Source organism: Rhizobium sp. 01N48 (assembly GCF_056399145.1).
Genome location: NZ_JBFTQT010000004.1, coordinates 426,328 through 446,549 on the forward strand (window position 1 = coordinate 426,328; position 20,222 = coordinate 446,549).

The 20,222-nt window shown below is 60.7% G+C and carries 20 protein-coding genes; all 20 read left to right on the forward strand.

Features of this window, described 5'->3' with window-relative positions; genetic code table 11:
* Nucleotides 1–484: 484 nt before the first annotated feature.
* The 20 genes from AC1DOG_RS11340 to AC1DOG_RS11435 all read left to right on the forward strand — a co-directional run bounded on the left by AC1DOG_RS11340 (nt 485) and on the right by AC1DOG_RS11435 (nt 19,915).
* Nucleotides 485–850 (forward strand): NADH-quinone oxidoreductase subunit A, encoded by a 366-nt coding sequence (locus tag AC1DOG_RS11340; protein ID WP_026283310.1) that lies wholly within the window; start codon nt 485–487, stop codon nt 848–850.
* Entirely contained in the window at nt 841–1,425 is a 585-nt protein-coding gene (locus AC1DOG_RS11345) for a NuoB/complex I 20 kDa subunit family protein (protein ID WP_047509985.1), read from the forward strand. Before AC1DOG_RS11340 ends, AC1DOG_RS11345 begins: the two co-directional genes overlap by 10 nt.
* 15 nt (nt 1,426–1,440) lie before the next feature.
* Complete coding sequence (locus AC1DOG_RS11350; RefSeq protein WP_018900212.1) at nt 1,441–2,043, forward strand: NADH-quinone oxidoreductase subunit C; 603 nt, start codon at nt 1,441–1,443, stop codon at nt 2,041–2,043.
* Between the two features lie 72 nt (nt 2,044–2,115).
* Nucleotides 2,116–3,306: an NADH-quinone oxidoreductase subunit D gene (locus tag AC1DOG_RS11355; protein ID WP_018900211.1), complete on the forward strand. Its 1,191-nt coding sequence runs from the start codon at nt 2,116–2,118 to the stop codon at nt 3,304–3,306.
* Nucleotides 3,306–3,581, forward strand: coding sequence for a hypothetical protein (locus AC1DOG_RS11360; RefSeq protein WP_477928044.1), 276 nt, complete (start codon nt 3,306–3,308; stop codon nt 3,579–3,581). Before AC1DOG_RS11355 ends, AC1DOG_RS11360 begins: the two co-directional genes overlap by 1 nt.
* Before the next feature lie 16 nt (nt 3,582–3,597).
* Nucleotides 3,598–4,725 carry an NADH-quinone oxidoreductase subunit E gene (locus tag AC1DOG_RS11365; protein WP_477928046.1) on the forward strand — a complete coding sequence of 376 codons (1,128 nt, stop codon included), beginning with the start codon at nt 3,598–3,600 and terminating at the stop codon, nt 4,723–4,725.
* 10 nt (nt 4,726–4,735) lie between these two features.
* Nucleotides 4,736–6,040 carry an NADH-quinone oxidoreductase subunit NuoF gene (gene nuoF / locus AC1DOG_RS11370; RefSeq protein ID WP_477928047.1) on the forward strand — a complete coding sequence of 435 codons (1,305 nt, stop codon included), beginning with the start codon at nt 4,736–4,738 and terminating at the stop codon, nt 6,038–6,040.
* Nucleotides 6,041–6,044: 4 nt separating this feature from the next.
* Nucleotides 6,045–6,686, forward strand: a complete 642-nt coding sequence (locus tag AC1DOG_RS11375; protein WP_477928048.1) for a helix-hairpin-helix domain-containing protein — start codon at nt 6,045–6,047, stop codon at nt 6,684–6,686.
* A 226-nt stretch (nt 6,687–6,912) separates the two neighbouring features.
* Nucleotides 6,913–8,994 (forward strand): NADH-quinone oxidoreductase subunit NuoG, encoded by a 2,082-nt coding sequence (gene nuoG / locus AC1DOG_RS11380; protein WP_111561290.1) that lies wholly within the window; start codon nt 6,913–6,915, stop codon nt 8,992–8,994.
* Between the two features lie 12 nt (nt 8,995–9,006).
* The gene (gene nuoH / locus AC1DOG_RS11385; protein ID WP_018900205.1) at nt 9,007–10,050 is read left to right on the forward strand and encodes an NADH-quinone oxidoreductase subunit NuoH; all 1,044 of its coding nucleotides are present in this window, start codon (nt 9,007–9,009) and stop codon (nt 10,048–10,050) included.
* A 40-nt stretch (nt 10,051–10,090) separates the two neighbouring features.
* Nucleotides 10,091–10,582 carry an NADH-quinone oxidoreductase subunit NuoI gene (gene nuoI, locus AC1DOG_RS11390; protein ID WP_018900204.1) on the forward strand — a complete coding sequence of 164 codons (492 nt, stop codon included), beginning with the start codon at nt 10,091–10,093 and terminating at the stop codon, nt 10,580–10,582.
* A 136-nt stretch (nt 10,583–10,718) separates the two neighbouring features.
* Entirely contained in the window at nt 10,719–11,333 is a 615-nt protein-coding gene (locus AC1DOG_RS11395; protein WP_018900203.1) for an NADH-quinone oxidoreductase subunit J, read from the forward strand.
* Between the two features lie 29 nt (nt 11,334–11,362).
* Nucleotides 11,363–11,671 carry an NADH-quinone oxidoreductase subunit NuoK gene (nuoK, locus tag AC1DOG_RS11400; RefSeq protein WP_018900202.1) on the forward strand — a complete coding sequence of 103 codons (309 nt, stop codon included), beginning with the start codon at nt 11,363–11,365 and terminating at the stop codon, nt 11,669–11,671.
* 7 nt (nt 11,672–11,678) lie between these two features.
* A complete protein-coding gene (gene nuoL / locus AC1DOG_RS11405; protein ID WP_477928049.1) occupies nt 11,679–13,673 on the forward strand; it encodes an NADH-quinone oxidoreductase subunit L in 1,995 nt (664 codons plus the stop codon).
* Complete coding sequence (locus AC1DOG_RS11410) at nt 13,673–15,184, forward strand: NADH-quinone oxidoreductase subunit M (RefSeq protein ID WP_477928051.1); 1,512 nt, start codon at nt 13,673–13,675, stop codon at nt 15,182–15,184. The genes nuoL and AC1DOG_RS11410 overlap by 1 nt, the downstream gene beginning before the upstream one ends.
* A gap of 18 nt (nt 15,185–15,202) precedes the next feature.
* The gene (gene nuoN, locus AC1DOG_RS11415; protein WP_018900199.1) at nt 15,203–16,648 is read left to right on the forward strand and encodes an NADH-quinone oxidoreductase subunit NuoN; all 1,446 of its coding nucleotides are present in this window, start codon (nt 15,203–15,205) and stop codon (nt 16,646–16,648) included.
* Nucleotides 16,648–17,412: a biotin--[acetyl-CoA-carboxylase] ligase gene (locus AC1DOG_RS11420; protein ID WP_477928053.1), complete on the forward strand. Its 765-nt coding sequence runs from the start codon at nt 16,648–16,650 to the stop codon at nt 17,410–17,412. Before nuoN ends, AC1DOG_RS11420 begins: the two co-directional genes overlap by 1 nt.
* Before the next feature lie 17 nt (nt 17,413–17,429).
* On the forward strand, nt 17,430–19,100 hold the full coding sequence (locus AC1DOG_RS11425; protein ID WP_018900197.1) for a ribonuclease J: 1,671 nt from the start codon (nt 17,430–17,432) through the stop codon (nt 19,098–19,100).
* A 4-nt stretch (nt 19,101–19,104) separates the two neighbouring features.
* Complete coding sequence (gene mce / locus AC1DOG_RS11430) at nt 19,105–19,509, forward strand: methylmalonyl-CoA epimerase (RefSeq protein WP_112979521.1); 405 nt, start codon at nt 19,105–19,107, stop codon at nt 19,507–19,509.
* A 124-nt stretch (nt 19,510–19,633) separates the two neighbouring features.
* Nucleotides 19,634–19,915: a DUF1467 family protein gene (locus tag AC1DOG_RS11435; RefSeq protein WP_111561295.1), complete on the forward strand. Its 282-nt coding sequence runs from the start codon at nt 19,634–19,636 to the stop codon at nt 19,913–19,915.
* The last annotated feature ends 307 nt before the right edge of the window (nt 19,916–20,222 follow it).

The window sequence follows — 20,222 nt, forward strand, 5'->3', positions numbered from 1 at the left end:
TGCCGCAAAATCACCGATTTTGCCCCGCCGCCCTGCGCTCAAGAGAAGTGCTTCGCGCGTTCCGTGCGGCTTTTGAACGGAAATGATGATTGCATATCAGATAGATAGGGATGGGACGGTTCTGGCTTCCTTCCGCGCGCCGATTGAGGGCGCTCAGTGGATATGCCTTAGTTTTCAGGCTGTTCGGCGGCGTGAGTTCGTGGCCGGGCCTCGCCAAATCCTTCGTTTTTCACTCATAAAAGCCCCTCAGTCATGCAATAAATGCTTGGCTGGCATGCAAGATCGCGCGCCGTGCGTTGATTTGTCGCAAAAACAATGTGCGTGGCTAATAATGTCGCACGTGTGCAATTGGAATTGACACGCTAAAACTCTTGCGCATTGGCTGTGGCTGCGCTAACCACGGCTTGTTGCAACGCACGTTCGCTTGCCGGGCAAATGCTCAGGCCGCGCCTCCCGGCGCAGGCGGCAAGCAGGGATGAACCTGATGACTGGACTTCTCAGTTCCTATATTCCGATCGCCATTTTCATTGCCATCGCCCTTGTAATCGGCTTGTCGCTGCTCATTGCGCCGTTCGCCGTTGCCTACAAGGCGCCTGATGCTGAAAAGCTTTCGGCTTTCGAATGCGGCTTCAACGCGTTCGACGACGCCCGCATGAAATTCGATATCCGCTTCTATCTGGTGTCGATTCTCTTCATCATCTTCGACCTCGAAGTCGCCTTTCTGTTCCCGTGGGCCGTTTCTTTCGGCGCGATCGGCTGGTTCGGCTTCTGGTCCATGATGGTCTTCCTTCTCGTGCTGACCATCGGCTTTATTTATGAGTGGAAAAAGGGAGCCCTGGAATGGGAGTAGCCCCAAGCGACAAGGCGCTCGTCGCGCCGCATCCGAAAGGCATCATCGACCCTGCAACGGGCAAGCCTGTTGGCAGCGACAGTGCTTTCTTCGGTGAGATCAATGACGAGTTGGCCGACAAGGGCTTTCTGGTCACGTCCACTCGCGATCTGATCACCTGGGCCCGCACCGGCTCGCTGATGTGGATGCAGTTCGGCCTGGCCTGCTGCGCCGTCGAAGGCCTGATGCAGGTTTCCGGTCCGCGGTACGATATGGAGCGCTTTGGTGTTGCTCCGCGCGCTTCGCCGCGCCAGTCTGATGTCATGATCGTCGCTGGTACGCTGACCAACAAGATGGCGCCGGCGCTCCGCAAGGTCTATGACCAGATGCCGGAGCCGCGTTACGTCATTTCGATGGGCTCCTGCGCAAACGGCGGTGGCTACTATCACTATTCCTACTCGGTCGTGCGTGGCTGCGATCGTGTTGTTCCTGTCGATATCTACGTGCCGGGCTGTCCCCCCACGGCAGAAGCGCTGCTCTACGGGGTCTTGCTTCTGCAGAAGAAGATACGGCGCACCGGAACGATTGAGCGCTAAGGGCGGAGGACTGTCATGAGTGAAGCCTTGAGCGAACTGTCGTCGTATCTCCGCGAGATGCGTGGCGATCTGATTGTCGATGCATCGATCAGCTATGGCGAATTGAACGTAACCACGACGCCGGAAACGATTGTCGCGCTGCTGACGTTCCTGCGCGACGATCCGCGTTGCGGCTTCGTCAGCATGATCGACATTTGCGGCGTCGACTGGCCGCAGCGCGAAAAGCGTTTCGATGTCGTCTACCACCTCCTGTCGCCAAAGCAGAACCTGCGCATCCGCGTCAAGCTTGCCGTTGCCGATGGCGTATCCGTTCCGTCGGCGACGTCGGTCTATATGGGTGCCGAGTGGTTCGAGCGTGAAGCCTGGGACATGTACGGCATTCCGTTCTCCGGCCATGCCGACCTGCGCCGTCTGCTGACGGACTATGGCTTCGAAGGCCACCCGCTGCGCAAGGATTTCCCGACGACAGGTTATGTCGAGGTACGTTATGACGATGCCGCCAAGCGCGTTGTCTACGAGCCCGTCGAACTGAAGCAGGAATTCCGCAATTTCGATTTCACGTCCCCGTGGGAAGGCACCGATTACGTACTTCCGGGAGACGAGAAGGCTGCGAATTGAGATGAGGCTCGACTGTCTTGAAGCCTCTCCGTTCGCCGTCTCATGCCAATTGCCAGCGCGGAGCGCGTCGCTATGACTGAACATAACGTTCGCAACTTTACGATCAACTTCGGACCGGAGCATCCATCCGCGCACGGCGTTCTGCGTCTGGTGCTTGAGCTTGATGGCGAAATCATCGAGCGCGTCGATCCGCATATCGGCCTCCTGCACCGCGGCACCGAGAAGCTGATCGAATCGAAGACCTATCTTCAGGCCGTTCCTTATTTCGATCGTCTCGACTATGTCGCGCCGATGAACCAGGAGCATGCTTTCGCGCTCGCCGTCGAAAAGATGCTGAAGCTGGAAATTCCGATTCGCGGTCAGCTCATTCGTGTTCTCTACTCCGAAATTGGCCGAATCTTGTCGCACATCATGAACGTGACGACGCAGGCAATGGACGTCGGCGCGATGACGCCGCCGGTCTGGGGCTTTGAAGAGCGCGAAAAGCTGATGGTGTTTTACGAGCGCGCCTGTGGCGCCCGTATGCACTCGGCCTATTTCCGTCCGGGTGGCGTCCACCAGGATATCCCGCAGGAACTGGTAGAGGATATCGGCAAGTGGTGCGATCCATTCCTCAAGGTTCTAGACGATATCGAAGGCCTTCTGACCGACAACCGCATCTTCAAGCAGCGTAACGTCGATATCGGCGTCGTCTCGCTGGAAGACGCATGGTCCTGGGGCTTCTCGGGCGTCATGGTTCGCGGTTCGGGCGCTGCCTGGGACCTGCGCCGCTCGCAGCCCTACGAGTGCTACAACGATCTCGAATTCGACATCGCCATCGGCAAGAACGGCGACTGCTACGATCGCTATCTGATCCGCATGATCGAAATGCGCCAGTCCGTCCGCATCATGAAGCAGTGCGTCAACCGCCTGCTCGGCGATGCCAAGGTAGGCCCGGTCTCCTCGATCGACGGCAAGGTCGTGCCGCCGAAGCGTGGCGAGATGAAGCGCTCGATGGAAGCGCTGATCCACCACTTCAAGCTCTACACCGAAGGCTACCACGTTCCGGCTGGCGAAGTGTACGCAGCCGTCGAAGCGCCGAAGGGCGAGTTCGGCGTCTACGTCGTCGCCGACGGCAGCAACAAGCCCTACCGTTGCAAGATCCGCGCCCCGGGCTATGCCCACCTGCAGGCGATGGACTTCCTCTGCAAGGGCCACATGCTTGCCGACGTGACCGCCGTTCTCGGTTCGCTCGACATCGTCTTCGGCGAGGTCGACCGCTAATGAAGCTGCCGTCGCTCGTTACCGTCGTTCTCCTCCTGGCTTCTGGCGCATACGCGCAGGAAGCCGGTGGACTTGGCCCCAAGCTGGGCCAGGAAGACGTGACACCGCCGGCAAACAAGGCGTCCATGGGCGAACTTTTGTCCAAGGGCTATCAAATCAAGGCTGCAGTCCCCAACGGTGGAAAGTTCTTCGTTGTGTTCCTGCAGAAAGACCAGTCGGCCTACGCTTGCGAGATGAAGTCTCTGACCTCGTCGCAGTGTGGCGCCCTAAACTGACAAGGCGTGAGGAAGAATGTCCGTTCGTCGATTAGCCGAAGATCAATTCCAGCCTGCCGCGTTCGCCTTCAATGACGAGAACGCGGCCTGGGCGGATAAGACGATCCAGAAATACCCTGCGGGCCGTCAGCAATCCGCGGTCATTCCGCTGTTGATGCGAGCGCAGGAACAGGACGGCTGGGTCACACGCGCGGCGATCGAAAAGGTCGCCAACATGCTCGACATGGCTTACATCCGCGTTCTCGAGGTCGCGACCTTCTACACGCAGTTCCAGCTCGGCCCGGTCGGCACGCGCGCCCACATCCAGGTGTGCGGCACGACGCCCTGCATGCTGCGCGGTTCGGAAGGCCTGATGTCGGTCTGCAAGAGCAAGATCCATCACCATCCGTTCGAGCGTAACGCCGAAGGCACGCTGTCCTGGGAAGAAGTCGAATGTCTCGGGGCTTGCGTCAACGCGCCCATGGTCATGATCGGCAAGGACACATACGAAGACCTGACGCCGGAGCGCCTGGCCGAGATCATCGACACGTTTGACGCCGGCAATGGCGCAAGCGTCACGCCCGGCCCGCAGATCGACCGTCACTTTTCCTCTCCGGAAGGCGGCCCGACGTCGCTGACCGACGAAGAGCCGAAGAAGAAGGCTTCCGCCAAGAAGGTCGTTACCGAAGCCGCGACCGCAACGGTCGACGCCGCACCGGTTCCCCCGTCGGAAGCAGCCCGCGCCAAGAGCACGGACGCTGAGACCAACGCCGCACTGAAGACGCCCGTAACGGCGCCGAAAGCCGCTGCAAAAAACGCAAAGGCCGTTGAAGAACAGCCGGGCGTCGCAGCACCGGTTCCGGCAACGGCAAAGCCGTCGCTGACAGACAAGAACCGTCCCGCCGGCATCGAAAAGCCTGCGACCCCAGACGATCTGAAACTGATCTCGGGCGTTGGCCCGAAGATCGAAGGCACGCTGCACGAACTCGGCATCTTCACCTTCGCGCAGGTCGCGGGCTGGAAGAAGGCCGAGCGCGAGTGGGTCGATGGCTACCTGAATTTCAAGGGCCGCATCGATCGCGACGACTGGGTCAAGCAGGCCAAGGCGCTCGCCAAGGGCGGCGAAGCCGAATACATTAAAGTCTTCGGCAAGAAGCCGCGGTAAGAGGTGAAGCATGTTACAAGATAAAGATCGCATCTTTACCAATATCTACGGCCTTAAGGACAAGTCCCTGAAGGGCGCGATGAGCCGCGGCCACTGGGATGGCACCAAGCAGATCCTCGAAAAGGGTCGCGACTGGATCATCAACGAGATGAAGGCCTCCGGTCTTCGCGGTCGTGGCGGCGCAGGCTTCCCGACAGGCCTCAAGTGGTCCTTCATGCCGAAGGAAAACGACGGCCGTCCGCACTACCTCGTCGTCAACGCCGACGAATCCGAGCCCGGCACCTGCAAGGACCGTGACATCATGCGTCACGATCCCCATACGCTGATCGAAGGCTGCGTCATCGCCTCTTTCGCCATGGGCGCCAACACCGCCTACATCTACGTTCGCGGCGAATACATTCGCGAGCGCGAGGCGCTGCAGGCTGCGATCGACGAGTGCTACGATTTCGGTCTGCTCGGCAAGAACAACAAGCTCGGCTACCCGATGRACATCTTCGTCCACCACGGCGCCGGCGCTTACATCTGCGGCGAAGAAACCGCGCTGCTCGAAAGCCTGGAAGGCAAGAAGGGCCAGCCGCGCCTGAAGCCGCCGTTCCCGGCCAACATGGGTCTCTACGGCTGCCCGACCACGGTCAACAACGTCGAGTCGATCGCTGTTGCTCCGACCATCCTCCGTCGCGGCGCCGGCTGGTTCTCGGCACTCGGCCGTCCGAACAACGTCGGCACCAAGCTGTTCATGCTCTCTGGTCACGTCAACAAGCCGTGCACCGTCGAAGAAGAAATGGGCATCACCTTCCGTGAGCTCGTCGACAAGCACGCCGGCGGTATCCGCGGTGGCTGGGACAACCTGCTTGCGGTCATTCCGGGCGGTGCATCGTGCCCGATCGTTCCTGCAAAGGACATGATCGACGTGCCGATGGACTTCGACGGTCTGCGTTCGGTCGGCTCGTCCTTCGGTACGGCAGCCTCGATCGTCATGGACAAGTCCACCGACGTCATCAAGGCGATCGCCCGTATCTCGGCCTTCTTCAAGCATGAGAGCTGCGGCCAGTGCACGCCGTGCCGCGAGGGTACCGGCTGGATGTGGCGCGTTATGGAGCGCATGGCCAAGGGCAACGCCCAGAAGCGCGAAATCGACATGCTCTTCGCCGTCACCAAGCAGATCGAAGGCCACACCATCTGTGCGCTTGGCGATGCTGCCGCATGGCCGGTGCAGGGTCTGATCCGCAACTTCCGTCATGAGATCGAAGCGCGCATCGATCAGTATACGGCAAGCGCCATGGATCATGGCGCGGTTCTCGAGGCTGCTGAGTAAGACGATGGCAAACGCATCCGACAGCAAGAACAAGGAAGGGGTCGCCGATTTCTCGGCCGACTTCGGCCGTCTTGCCGCCGAGATGCTGGAAAATGCCAGCGCCTTGCCGATCGCGCCGATGATGATTAATCCGGCAGCTGCCATGGCTGCCGCGACCGCAATCGGTTTCGGCTTCTCCACGCAGATGGCCGGCGCCTTCTTCGGCGCCCTCCAGGGAGCGATGGAAGCATCGAACAAGCTGGCGGCTGTTCTCGACGAGACGCCGCCGGAAGAGCCGAAGCCTGAGATCGACGTGAAGCCGGAAAACATTCGTCCGGCCGCACAGAAAAAGCCGGCGGCTCGCGTCAAGCTGGCCGTGGTTGCCGACAAGGCCGAGCCGGTGGCGAAGACGAAGACCGCAGCAGCCGCCAAGCCGGCGGCGCGGGGCAAGAAGGCGGATGATCTCAAGCAGATCTCTGGCGTCGGCCCGAAGCTCGAGCAGGTGCTGAACGCCAAGGGTGTTCGCACGCTCGCCGAGATCTCTGGCTGGTCGGATGCCGATGTGGCCCGCCTGGAAGCGGAGCTTGGTTTCGACGGCCGCATCGCCCGCGATGGCTGGGTGGCGCAGGCAAAGCTGCTGACGGCAAAGGGCCGGAAGCGGACGTGATGATGTCCGGTCGCGGATCGCGATCGGAGGAGAGACAAGACTGAGCGGCGCGGGGAGGGTCCCAATGCCGCGATGTCGCAGGCCGGTTCCCGGGCCTCGGGGGGCGGAGACGAAAATTTGGATGACACCAGTGTCAGCGGGATAAAAATCCGGCCTGGCAGTGGAAACGTTGCAGAATAGGTTTGTTTACCGGCTTCCGGTGAACGGGAAACAGGACTGAGTGACGATGGCAAAACTGAAGATTGACGGTAACGAGATCGAGGTCCCGGATCATTACACCCTCATTCAGGCGTGTGAGGAAGCCGGTGCTGAAGTTCCGCGCTTCTGCTTCCACGAACGCCTTTCGGTTGCCGGCAACTGCCGCATGTGCCTCGTCGAGGTCAAGGGTGGCCCGCCGAAGCCGCAGGCATCTTGCGCCATGGGCGTGCGCGATATCCGCGGCGGCCCGAACGGCGAACTGCCAGAGGTCTTCACCAACACGCCGATGGTCAAGAAGGCCCGCGAAGGCGTGATGGAATTCCTGCTGATCAACCATCCGCTGGATTGCCCGATTTGCGACCAGGGCGGCGAATGCGACCTGCAGGACCAGGCTATGGCCTTCGGTATCGCCGGCTCGCGCTATCAGGAAGACAAGCGCGCCGTCGAGGACAAGTACATCGGACCGCTCGTCAAGACGGTCATGAACCGCTGCATTCACTGCACGCGCTGCGTTCGCTTCACCACCGAGGTCGCCGGCATTGCCGAGCTCGGCCTGATCGGTCGTGGCGAAGACGCCGAGATCACCACTTATCTCGAGCAGGCGATGACCTCCGAGCTGCAGGGCAACGTCGTTGACCTTTGCCCGGTCGGCGCGCTGACCTCCAAGCCCTTCGCCTTCACGGCCCGTCCGTGGGAACTGAACAAGACCGAAACGATCGACGTCATGGACGCGCTCGGCTCGGCGATCCGCGTCGACACCCGTGGCCGCGAAGTCATGCGCGTCATGCCGCGCGTCAACGACCAGATCAACGAAGAGTGGATCTCCGACAAGAGCCGCTTCATCTGGGATGGCCTGAAGACGCAGCGCCTCGACAAGCCTTACGTTCGCAAGGACGGCCGCCTGCAGGTCGCAAGCTGGCCGGACGCGTTCGCAGCCATCAAGTCGGCTGTCGCCTCGACCTCCGGCGACAAGATCGGCGCGATCGCCGGTGACCTCGCTTCCGTCGAAGAGATGTACGCTCTGTCCGAACTGGTGAAGTCGCTCGGTTCTGAGAACCTCGACTGTCGCCAGGATGGGACGGCACTTGATCCGTCGCTCGGCCGCGCAAGCTACCTCTTCAACCCGACGATCGAAGGCATCGAACAGGCCGACGCGCTGCTCATCATCGGCGCCAACCCGCGCTTCGAAGCCGCAGTTCTCAACGCCCGCATCCGCAAGCGCTGGCGCCGCGGCAACTTCCCGATCGGCGTGATCGGCGAAGCCGGCGAACTGCGCTACGATTACGAATATCTCGGCTCCGGCCCAGACACGCTGAAGGATCTGGTCGACGGCACGCACAGCTTTGCCAAGGTTCTGACCGACGCGAAGAAGCCGCTGATCATCATCGGCCAGGGCGCTCTCTCGCGCGCTGATGGCGCAGGCGTTCTCGCCAGCGCTGCCAAACTCGCCGGCACTGTCGGCGCTGTCGTCGACGGCTGGAACGGCTTTGCCGTTCTGCACACGGCTGCTGCCCGCGTGGGCGGTCTCGATCTCGGCTTCGTACCGGGCGCCAAGGGCGTCAATGCCGCCGAGATGCTGACCTCGATGGACGTTCTCTTCCTGCTCGGCGCCGACGAAATGAACTTCGAAGCCAAGAAAGCGAAGTTCACCGTCTACATCGGCTCGCACGGCGACCAGGGCGCACAGAACGCCGACGTCATCCTGCCGGCCGCAGCCTACACGGAAAAGTCGGGCACCTGGGTCAACACCGAGGGCCGCGTTCAGATCGGCAACCGCGCAGGCTTCGCACCGGGCGATGCCCGCGAGGACTGGGCGATCATCCGCGCACTCTCTGACGTGCTCGGCAAGAAGCTGCCGTTCGACTCGCTGAGCCAGCTGCGCGCCAAGCTTTACCAGGCGTTCCCGCACTTCGCGGCCGCCGACGAGATTGCCGAAAGCGACAGCGCCAAGATTGCTGCCGTCGCTAAGAAAGCCGGCAAGATGAACAAGGCCGGCTTCGCATCGCCGGTGAAAGACTTCTATTTGACGAACCCAATCGCGCGCGCATCGGCTGTCATGGCCGAGTGCTCGGCATTGGCCCGCAACAACTTCAAAGTCGCGGCAGAGTAAGGGCAGGGGACTATGGAATCGTTTCTTTCAACATATGTCTGGCCAGGCCTCCTCATGGTCGGTCAGTCGCTTCTCGTCCTCGTCTGCTTGCTCGTCTTCATCGCCTACATCCTGTTGGCCGACCGCAAGATCTGGGCGGCCGTACAGCTGCGTCGCGGACCGAATGTGGTGGGTCCTTTCGGCCTTTTCCAGTCCTTCGCCGACCTTTTGAAGTTCGTCTTCAAGGAGCCGATCATTCCGGCTGGCGCCGACAAGGCGGTTTTCCTTCTGGCCCCGTTGGTCACCGTGCTTCTGGCACTTTCGACCTGGGCCGTGGTTCCCTTCGCTGATGGCTGGGTCATCGCCAACATCAACGTCGGCATCCTCTACATCTTCGCGATTTCGTCGCTTGAAGTGTATGGCGTCATCATGGGCGGCTGGGCTTCGAACTCGAAGTATCCGTTCCTCGGCGCGCTTCGCTCGGCGGCACAGATGGTGTCCTACGAAGTCTCGATCGGCTTCGTCATCGTCACCGTTCTTCTCTGCGTAGGTTCGCTGAACCTGACGGATATCGTTCACGCGCAGCAGAGCGGCATCGGTACGCGTCTCGGCATGCCGTCGTCCTTCCTGGACTGGCATTGGCTTGCGCTGTTCCCGATGTTCATCATCTTCTTCATCTCGGCACTGGCTGAAACCAACCGTCCGCCCTTCGACCTTCCGGAAGCTGAATCCGAACTCGTCGCCGGCTTCATGGTCGAGTATGGTTCCGCCCTCTACATGATGTTCATGCTCGGCGAATACGCGGCCATCGTCCTGATGTGCTCGCTGACGACGATCCTGTTCCTCGGAGGCTGGCTGCCGCCGGTCGACGTCTGGTTCCTGAATTGGGTTCCCGGCATCATCTGGTTCATGCTGAAGTCGTGCCTGGTGTTCTTCATGTTCGCGATGGTCAAGGCATTCGTGCCGCGCTACCGCTACGACCAGCTGATGCGCCTCGGCTGGAAGGTCTTCCTTCCGCTGTCGCTCGCCATGGTCATCATTGTTGCATTCGTGCTGAAGCTGACGGCAGGGGCATGATCATGCCGGCCCTGGTTTCCAGCAATATTGGAGGTTGAAGATGGCAGGCTTGTCCAACGCTGTCAGCTCGTTGTTCCTGAAGGAATTCATCAGCGCTTTCTGGCTGACGTTCCGTTACATTTTCAAGCAGAAGGCAACGGTGAACTATCCGTTCGAAAAGGGACCGGTCAGCCCGCGCTTCCGTGGCGAACATGCTCTGCGTCGTTATCCTAACGGCGAAGAGCGTTGCATCGCCTGCAAGCTGTGTGAGGCTATCTGTCCTGCTCAGGCGATCACCATCGAAGCCGGCCCGCGCCGCAACGATGGCACCCGCCGCACGGTCCGTTACGATATCGACATGGTGAAGTGCATCTATTGCGGCTTCTGCCAGGAGGCTTGCCCCGTCGATGCGATCGTCGAGGGCCCGAATTTCGAATTTGCGACGGAAACGCGCGAAGAGCTTTACTTCGACAAGCAGAAGCTCCTCGAGAACGGCGACCGTTGGGAGCGTGAAATCGCTCGCAACCTCGCACTCGACGCTCCGTACCGTTGATTGAAATTGAAATGCCGGGCGGTGCTTGAAGCGTCGCCCAGTCAACATGCACCAGAGCTTCGCGGCAACCAATGCGAAGCTTCATCGGGCGGGGGGAGTACCCGGCAGCCCGTGGGAAGATGAAGAAGGCACGAACATGGGTCTGCAGGCTCTATTTTTCTATATTTTCGCCTTTATCGCGATAGCGTCGGCGTTCATGGTCATCTGGTCGAAGAACCCGGTTCACTCGGTTCTGTTCCTGATCCTGGTTTTCTTCAACGCGGCCGGTCTCTTCCTGCTGCTCGGGGCTGAATTCCTCGCGATGATCCTGCTCGTCGTTTATGTCGGCGCCGTGGCGGTTCTCTTCCTCTTCGTGGTCATGATGCTCGACATCGACTTCACGGAGCTGCGCGCGGGCGTTCTGGAATACGCGCCGATCGGGGCGCTGATCGGGGTGATCCTCGCGGCCGAGCTGATCGTCGTCGTCGGCGGCAGCGTGATCTCGCCGGAGATCGCCAAGACGGTCGCCATGCCGATCCCCGCGATCACCGAGCGCACCAACACCGCCGCCCTCGGCGACGTGCTCTATACAAATTACGTCTACTTCTTCGAAATCGCCGCTCTCGTCCTGCTGGTCGCGATGATCGGGGCAATCGTGCTCACGCTCAAGCATCGCACGACGGTCAAGCGTCAGAACATCGCAAACCAGGTTGCCCGCAACCCGAAGACCGCCGTCGAGGTGATCTCGGTGAAGCCGGGGCAGGGGCTTTGAGGCAGGCGCGAGCTTAAGGAAACAACACAATGGTCATCGGACTTTCCCATTACCTGACGGTCAGCGCCATCCTCTTCACGCTCGGCGTCTTCGGCATCTTCCTCAACCGGAAGAACATCATCGTCATCCTGATGTCGATCGAGCTCATTCTACTCGCCGTCAACATCAACATGGTCGCCTTCTCGTCGTTCCTGAACGACATCGTCGGCCAGGTCTTTGCATTGTTCATTCTGACCGTCGCTGCTGCTGAAGCGGCCATCGGTCTCGCAATTCTCGTCGTCTTCTACCGCAACCGCGGCTCCATCGCCGTGGAAGACGTCAATATGATGAAGGGCTGATAAGGCTATGTTTTTATATAAGGCTATCGTCTTTCTTCCCCTGATCGGCGCGATCATAGCCGGCCTTTTCGGCCGCGCGATCGGCGCCAAGGCGTCGGAATTCGTCACGACGGGTCTAATGATCATCACGGCGGTCCTGTCGTGGTACGTCTTCATCTCCGTCGGCATGGGCCATGTCGAAGGCGGCCCGATCAAGGTCGAAGTCCTGCGCTGGATCCAGTCCGGCGGCATCGACGTCTCCTGGTCGCTGCGCATCGACACGCTGACCTCGGTCATGCTGATCGTCGTCAACTCGGTTTCGACGCTCGTCCATCTCTATTCGATCGGGTACATGCACCATGACCCGCATCGCCCGCGCTTCTTCGCCTATCTGTCGCTCTTCACCTTCGCGATGTTGATGCTGATCACCTCCGACAACCTCGCCCAGATGTTCTTCGGCTGGGAAGGCGTGGGTCTGGCGTCCTACCTGCTGATCGGCTTCTGGTTCAAGAAGCCGTCGGCGAACGCCGCCGCCATGAAGGCCTTCATCGTCAACCGCGTTGGCGACTTCGGCTTCATCCTGGGTATCTCGAGCGTTTTCGTTCTCTTCGGCGCCATCAACTTCGACACCATCTTCGCCAATGCCGCGAGCTTCGCGCATGAAGGTGGTGAGGGCGGCGAAGTGGTCCTGAACCTCTTCGGCATGCACCTCGACAAGGCACACGCGCTGACCGGCGCCTGCCTGCTGCTCTTCATGGGCGCGATGGGTAAGTCGGCGCAGTTCCTGCTGCACACCTGGCTGCCTGATGCCATGGAAGGCCCGACGCCTGTGTCGGCGCTCATCCATGCCGCAACCATGGTTACCGCCGGCGTCTTCCTCGTCGCCCGCATGTCGCCGCTGTTCGAACTGTCTCCCGATGCGCTGACCGTCGTCACCATCATCGGTGCGATCACCGCCTTCTTCGCGGCCACCGTCGGCCTCGTGCAGAACGACATCAAGCGCGTCATCGCCTACTCGACCTGCTCGCAGCTCGGCTACATGTTCGTCGCTCTCGGTGTCGGCGCCTATGGCGCGGCCATCTTCCACCTTTTCACGCACGCCTTCTTCAAGGCACTGCTCTTCCTTTGCGCCGGCTCGGTCATCCACGCCGTCGATGGTGAGCAGGACATGAGAAACATGGGTGGCCTGCGTCCGCACATCAAGGTCACGTTCCTGATGATGCTGATCGGTACGCTCGCCATCACCGGTGTCGGCATTCCGTTCACGCCGTTCGGCTTCGCCGGCTTCTTCTCGAAGGACGTGATCATCGAGGCGACCTACGCATCGCATTCGCCGGTCGCTGGCTTCGCCTTCGCCATGCTGGTTATCGCGGCTCTGTTCACGAGCTTCTATTCCTGGCGCCTGATGTTCCTCACCTTCTTCAACAAGCCGCGCGCTTCGCACGAGGTCATGCACCACGTGCACGAATCGCCGCAGGTCATGCTGATCCCGCTCTATCTGCTGGCGATCGGCGCGGTCTTCGCGGGCTGGTTCTTCGAAGGGCACTTCTACGGCGAGGAATATGCCGAGTTCTGGAAGGGCGCGCTCTTCACCTCGGAGCACAACGAGCTGGTCCACGAGTTCCACCATGTTCCGGCGCTCGTTGCCCTCAGCCCCTTCATCGCCATGGTCATCGGTTTCGTGACCGCCTGGTACATGTACATCAAGTCGCCATCGACGCCGGCCGTGCTCGCACGCCAGCATCGGGTGCTCTACCAGTTCCTCTTGAACAAGTGGTACTTCGATGAGCTCTACGACTTCCTCTTCGTCCGTTCGGCAAAGGCCCTTGGCCGGTTCCTGTGGAAGAAGGGTGACGTCGGCGTCATCGACACCTACGGCCCGAACGGCATTGCCGCCCGCGTCGTCGATGTCACCAACCGCGTCGTGCGTCTGCAGAGCGGTTACCTCTATCACTACGCGTTCGCCATGCTGATCGGCGTTGCAGCGCTCGTTACCTGGATGATGCTCGGGAGTGCCCTCTGATGACCGATTGGCCTATTCTTTCCACGGTCACCTTCCTGCCGTTCGTGGGCGTGGTGCTCTTGCTTTTGATGAATGAGAACGGCCCGAACGGCCGCCGCAACGTCMTCAACATTGCCCTGTTGACGACCGTCGTGACCTTCATCCTGTCGCTCTTCATCTGGATCGGTTTCGACAATGCGAACCCGGGCTTCCAGATGATCGAGAAGCACGGCTGGCTCGGCACGGGCATCAGCTACCATCTCGGTGTCGACGGCATCTCTATGCTGTTCGTCATCCTCTCGACCTTCCTCATGCCTTTCTGCGTGCTCGCCAGCTGGTTCTCGGTGGAGAAGCGCCTGAAGGAGTACATGATCGCCTTCCTGATGCTGGAAGTGATGATGGTCGGCGTCTTCGTGTCGCTCGATATCGTTCTCTTCTACGTGTTCTTCGAAGCCGGCCTCATCCCGATGTTCCTGATCATCGGTGTCTGGGGTGGCAAGGATCGCGTCTACGCCAGCTACAAGTTCTTCCTCTACACGCTGCTCGGCTCCGTGCTGATGCTGCTCGCCATCATGGCCATGTACTGGCAGGCCGGCACGACCGATATCTCGGCGCTGCTTGCCTACAAGTTCCCGCCGCACATGCAGACCTGGCTATGGCTGGCTTTCTTCGCCTCGTTCGCGGTCAAGATGCCGATGTGGCCGGTTCACACCTGGCTTCCCGACGCCCACGTTCAGGCGCCGACGGCTGGTTCCGTCATCCTGGCGGGTGTCCTCCTGAAGCTCGGCGGCTACGGCCTGATCCGCTTCTCGCTCGGCATGTTCCCTGTTGCCTCCGATTTCTTCGCGCCGATGGTCTTTGCCATGTCCGTCATCGCCATCATCTACACCTCGCTGGTGGCGCTGATGCAGGAAGACATCAAGAAGCTGATCGCCTACTCCTCGGTTGCCCACATGGGCTACGTGACGATGGGTATCTTCGCGGCCAACGCGCAGGGTCTGCAGGGCTCGATCTTCCAGATGCTGTCGCACGGTATCGTCTCGGGCGCGCTCTTCCTCTGTGTCGGCGTGGTCTATGACCGCACCCACACCCGCGAGATCGCGGCCTATGGCGGCCTCGTCAACAACATGCCGAAATACGCTGTTGCGATGATGGTCTTCACCATGGCGAACGTCGGTCTTCCCGGCACCTCGGGCTTCATCGGCGAATTCCTGACGCTGATCGGTGTCTTCCGGGTCAACAGCTGGGTTGCTCTCTTTGCCGCCACCGGCGTCATCCTCTCGGCCGCTTACGCGCTCTGGCTCTATCGCCGGGTGATCTTCGGCACGTTGGACAAGGAAAAGCTCAAGGCTCTCCTCGACCTGTCGCCGCGCGAGCAGCTGATCCTCTACCCGCTGATTGCTCTGACGATCTTCTTCGGCGTCTATCCGGCTCCGGTCTTCGATGTGACCGCTGCCTCCGTCGACCATCTGATCAACAGCTATTCGGCCGCAGTCCAGGCAGCGCATGACGTCGCGCTGTCGATGAAATGATGACGGGACTTTTGTGATATGACCTCTGAAACACTACTCGCAAGCCTGCATCTTTCGATACCGGAACTGATCCTCGCGATCGGCTCTCTGGTCCTGCTGATGATCGGCGTATTCTCGGGAGAGCGCTCCGGCCGCATGGTCAGCGTTCTCGCGATCATCCTTCTGGCGGTCGCAGCCCTCTGGCTGGTCTTCGCTCCGAGCGAAGGCCTTGCCTATGGCGGCGTCTTCCTGGCTGACGGCTTCGGCCGGTTCATGAAGGTGACGGCGCTGGTCGGCTCCATCGTGGCGCTGTTCATGTCGCTCGGCCTTGCCAAGGAAAACCAGCTTGACAAGTTCGAGTTCCCGGTTCTGATCGTGCTCTGCACGCTCGGCATCCTGCTGATGATCTCGGCCAACGACCTGATCTCGCTCTACCTCGGCCTCGAGCTGCAGTCGCTGGCGATCTACGTCATTGCCGCGATCAACCGCGACAGCGTCAAGTCGACGGAGGCCGGCCTCAAGTATTTCGTGCTCGGCGCTCTCTCCTCCGGCATGCTGCTCTACGGCATGTCGCTGGTTTACGGCTTCACCGGCCACACCCACTTCGCCGATATCGCCCAGGCGCTGACGGTGGATGGCGCTCGCTCGCTCGGCCTGATCTTCGGTCTGGTCTTCATCCTCGCCGGTATCGCCTTCAAGATCTCGGCCGTTCCGTTCCACATGTGGACGCCTGACGTTTACGAAGGTGCGCCGACCCCGGTCACAGCCTTCCTGGCAAGCGCGCCGAAGATCGCCGCCATGGCCATGATGACGCGTATCGTCATCACCGCCTTCCAGCCGGTGATGGCGGACTGGCAGCAGGTCGTGGTCTTCATCTCGATCGCCTCGATGCTGCTCGGCTCGTTCGCCGCGATCGGCCAGAAGAACATCAAGCGACTGATGGCCTATTCGTCGATCGGTCACATGGGCTACGCGCTGGTCGGTCTTGCCGCCGGCTCGCAGACGGGCGTCTCGGGCGTCATGCTCTACATGCTGATCTACATGGTCATGACGCTGGGCTCCTTCGCGATCATCATGTCGATGCGCCGCAAGGATGGCACCGTCGTTGAAAACGTGGCCGATCTCGCAGGCCTTTCGACGACCAATCCGATGATGGCGACGGTCCTTACCATCCTGATGTTCTCGCTGGCTGGTATTCCGCCGCTGGCAGGCTTTTTCGGGAAGTACTTCGTCTTCGTCGCCGCCATTGAAGCCAAGCTCTATGCGCTTGCCATCATCGGCGTCCTCGCATCGGTTGTCGGCGCCTACTACTACCTGCGCGTCATCAAGCTGATGTGGTTCGATGAAGCCACCGGCGAATTCGCCCGCGTCTCGGGCTCGCTGCGCCTCGTCTTCGGCGTCTCCGGCCTCTTCGTTCTCGCCTATGTCCTCATCGGCGGTCCGATCGGCGGTGCTGCTGAACTCGCAGCCGCGACGCTGTTCTGATGAGCTTCGACCCACGGCGCCTGAAGTCTCTCGATGACTTCAGGCACGAGGCTCTGTCGGAGACATTGTCCACCAATAGCGAATGCCTTGCCCGTGCCAGGGCAGGGGACGCCGGTCGCCTCTGGGTGACCGCGGAAAGACAGACCGGCGGCCGCGGCCGCCGTGGTCGCCCTTGGGTGTCTGAGCCCGGCAACCTCTACGCCTCTCTTCTCTTGATCGACCCCGCGCCGATGGAGCGCATCTCGTCCCTGCCGCTGGGAATTGCGGTGGCCGTGCACGAGGCGGTGCGGATGGTGCTGCCGCCAAGCGCAGAGCCGCTCGAGGTGAAGTGGCCCAACGACATCCTGATCGGCCGCAAGAAGACATGCGGCATTCTGATGGAAGGCGAGGCCTTGGCCGACGGCCGCTACGCCCTTGTCATCGGCATCGGCATCAACGTCGCCTTCATGCCCGACAATCCGCTCTATCCCGTGACCTGCCTGCGCGAGCAGGGAAGTTCCGCCTCTCCACAGGAACTCTTCGCGCATCTGTTCGCATCCATGGCCGATGTGCTATCAGCGTGGGACCGCGGCCGCGGTATTCGCGATATCACCGCCCGTTGGCGCGATGTCGCTTGCGGTATTGGCGAAAAGATAACCGTGAATCTGCCGGACCGTTCGATTTCCGGCCACTTCAGCGGAATTGATGATAATGGCCTGTTGCTGCTCGATACGGGGGCAGGCAGGATGATGACGATCGCCGCCGGCGACGTCTTCTTTGGATGATTGGAAAAACAAGCAGTATGGCGAAGCAGGACGAACTGGTATTTCTGCCTTTGGGCGGCGTTGGCGAGATCGGTATGAATCTCGCCCTTTACGGCTATGGCCCGTCCGCGCATCGCCAGTGGATCATGGTCGACTGCGGCGTGACCTTCCCGGGTCCGGATCTGCCGGGTGTCGATCTGGTTCTGCCCGATATTCGCTTCCTCGCCAAGGAACGCAAGAACCTGAAGGCGATCTTCATCACCCACGCGCATGAGGATCACTATGGCGCGCTGGCCGATCTCTGGCCGGGTCTCAATGTTCCCGTCTACGCATCGGGCTTCACGGCCGGGCTTCTGGAAGCCAAGCGTAACTACGAGAAGTCGACGATGGTCGAAATCCCGATCACGCCGTTCACGGCCGGCACCGTGGTCAATGTCGGCCCCTTCAGCGTCGAAGGCGTGGCCGTCAACCACTCGATCCCCGAGCCGATGTCGCTGATGATCCGCACCCCCTTGGGCAACGTCATCCACACCGGCGACTGGAAGATCGACCACGAACCGTCACTCGGCCCGCTCACCGATGAAGCCCGTTTCCGCCAGCTTGGCGATGAAGGCGTGCTCGCCCTGATGTGCGATTCGACCAATGCGCTGCGCGACGGCGTTTCGCCGTCGGAAAAGGACGTGTCCGAAAGCCTGCGCAAGATCATCGAGAATGCCGAAGGCCGTGTCGCCATTACCACCTTCTCCTCGAATGTCGGCCGTATACGCACCGTGGCTGAAGCTGCCGAAGCCGCCGGACGCGAAGTCCTGTTGCTCGGCAGCTCGCTGAAGCGGGTCGTCAACGTCTCCCGTGACCTCGGCCTGCTCGATGGAATCAAGCCGTTCATCGCCGAAGAGGAGTACGGTTATATTCCGCGCGAAAACGTCGTCGTCATCCTCACCGGCAGCCAGGGCGAGCCGCGCGCAGCGCTTGCCAAGCTCTCGCGTGACGAGATGCGCAACGTGGCGCTTGCGGCGGGCGACACGGTCGTCTTCTCCTCGCGCGCCATCCCGGGCAACGAGAAAGCCATTCAGGACATCAAGAACGGTCTCGTCGAGCAGGGCGTTCACATCATCACCGATAGCGAAGCGCTTGTTCACGTCTCCGGCCACCCGCGCCGCAACGAGCTGCAGAAGATGTACGAACTGACGCGGCCGACCGTTGTCGTTCCCGTACACGGCGAAGCCACGCATCTGACCGCTCACAAGGAGCTCGCGGAGCAATCCGGCATATCCACCGTTCCGCGCGTGCGCAACGGCGATGTCCTGCGCCTGGCGCCCGGTACGGTGGAAGTGATCGATGAAGCCCCGCATGGCCGCATCTTCAAGGACGGCACGCTGATCGGCGATTTCGACGAAATGGGCATCGGCGACCGCAAGAAGCTGTCCTATGTCGGCCACGTCGCGCTGAACGTCGTGATCGACGCCCGTTTCGACATCATCGGCGAACCCGACATGGTGGCGATCGGCCTGCCTGTCTATGACGATGAGGGGGACGAGTTCGAAGACACGCTCTATGACGCCGCTCTGAGCGCCTTCGAGAGCATTCCGCGCGCACGCCGCAAGGATCTGGACCTGCTGCAGGAATCAATGCGTCGCGCGGTTCGCTCGACAGCCAACCAGATCTGGGGCAAGAAGCCGCTGGTCACCGTGTTCGTCACCAAGGTCTGATCCGATGCTCGGCCGCGTCAACCATGTCGCCATAGCCGTTCCCGATCTTGCAGCCGCCACGGCCGCATATCGGGATACGCTGGGCGCCACGGTATCAGCGGCCGAGGCATTGCCGGAACACGGCGTCACCGTCGTTTTTGTCGAACTGCCGAATACTAAGGTCGAGCTGCTTGAGCCGCTCGGCCCGCAATCCCCGATAACGGCCTTCCTGGAGAAGAACCCATCCGGTGGCATGCATCACATCTGCTATGAGGTGAGCGATATCATCGCAGCCCGCGACCAGATGCTTAGCTCCGGGGCGAGGGTGCTTGGCAATGGCGAGCCGAAGATCGGCGCTCACGGCAAGCCCGTGCTCTTCCTGCACCCCAAGGATTTCTTCGGCACGTTGATTGAACTCGAGCAGGTCTGATCGCTGCGGCAGAGTGACCCAAACGCTGCCAAGACTGCACAAGCCTCTCAACACCGCTTTGTATCGTCGCTGTTCCGTCTTATAAGGGCGGTGGCCCGATGCGGCCGCTTGGGTAGGAGATCTTATGCTGCAGACATTTCTACAGGGCTTTGCCGTCTACTTCATCGTCTGGTGGATGACGCTCTTTGCCGTCTTGCCGATCGGCTTGCGGACGCAGGCGGAGGACGACGATATCGTGCTCGGCACCGTGCACAGCGCACCAACGCGTTTTCGGCCGCTCTTCACCTTCTCGCTGACGACGCTGGTCTCCGCCGTCATCTACATCCTCTGGTATGTCTCTTCGACTTATTTCGGCTGGGGCTTCGACGCTCTCCCGCAGATCGGCCCGTCATTCTCGAACGTCTGAGGGCGTTTGCTCAGCAATTGAGCAGATGCGAGAGAAGTGGCGTCATACGCGTGTCATCAAGTTGCGGCATGGAGGTGCCGTAACGGAATGGGCAGCTTACGTTGCGGAAGTCGGGCCTTTCGAGCTAGGGACGCGGTGTCGAAAAGCCAAAAAAAAACAAGGCTAAAAGCCTTGTTTTAAGTATCGCGTGATCCTTAACCGTTACCGGGGCTGCGACAAGCGCGCCTAAGATCTGATCCTCCCAAGACTTGACCGCGAAAATGGTAGGGATTTGAACTCCCTGCCTGTTTTGTGGGCTAAAGCTAGC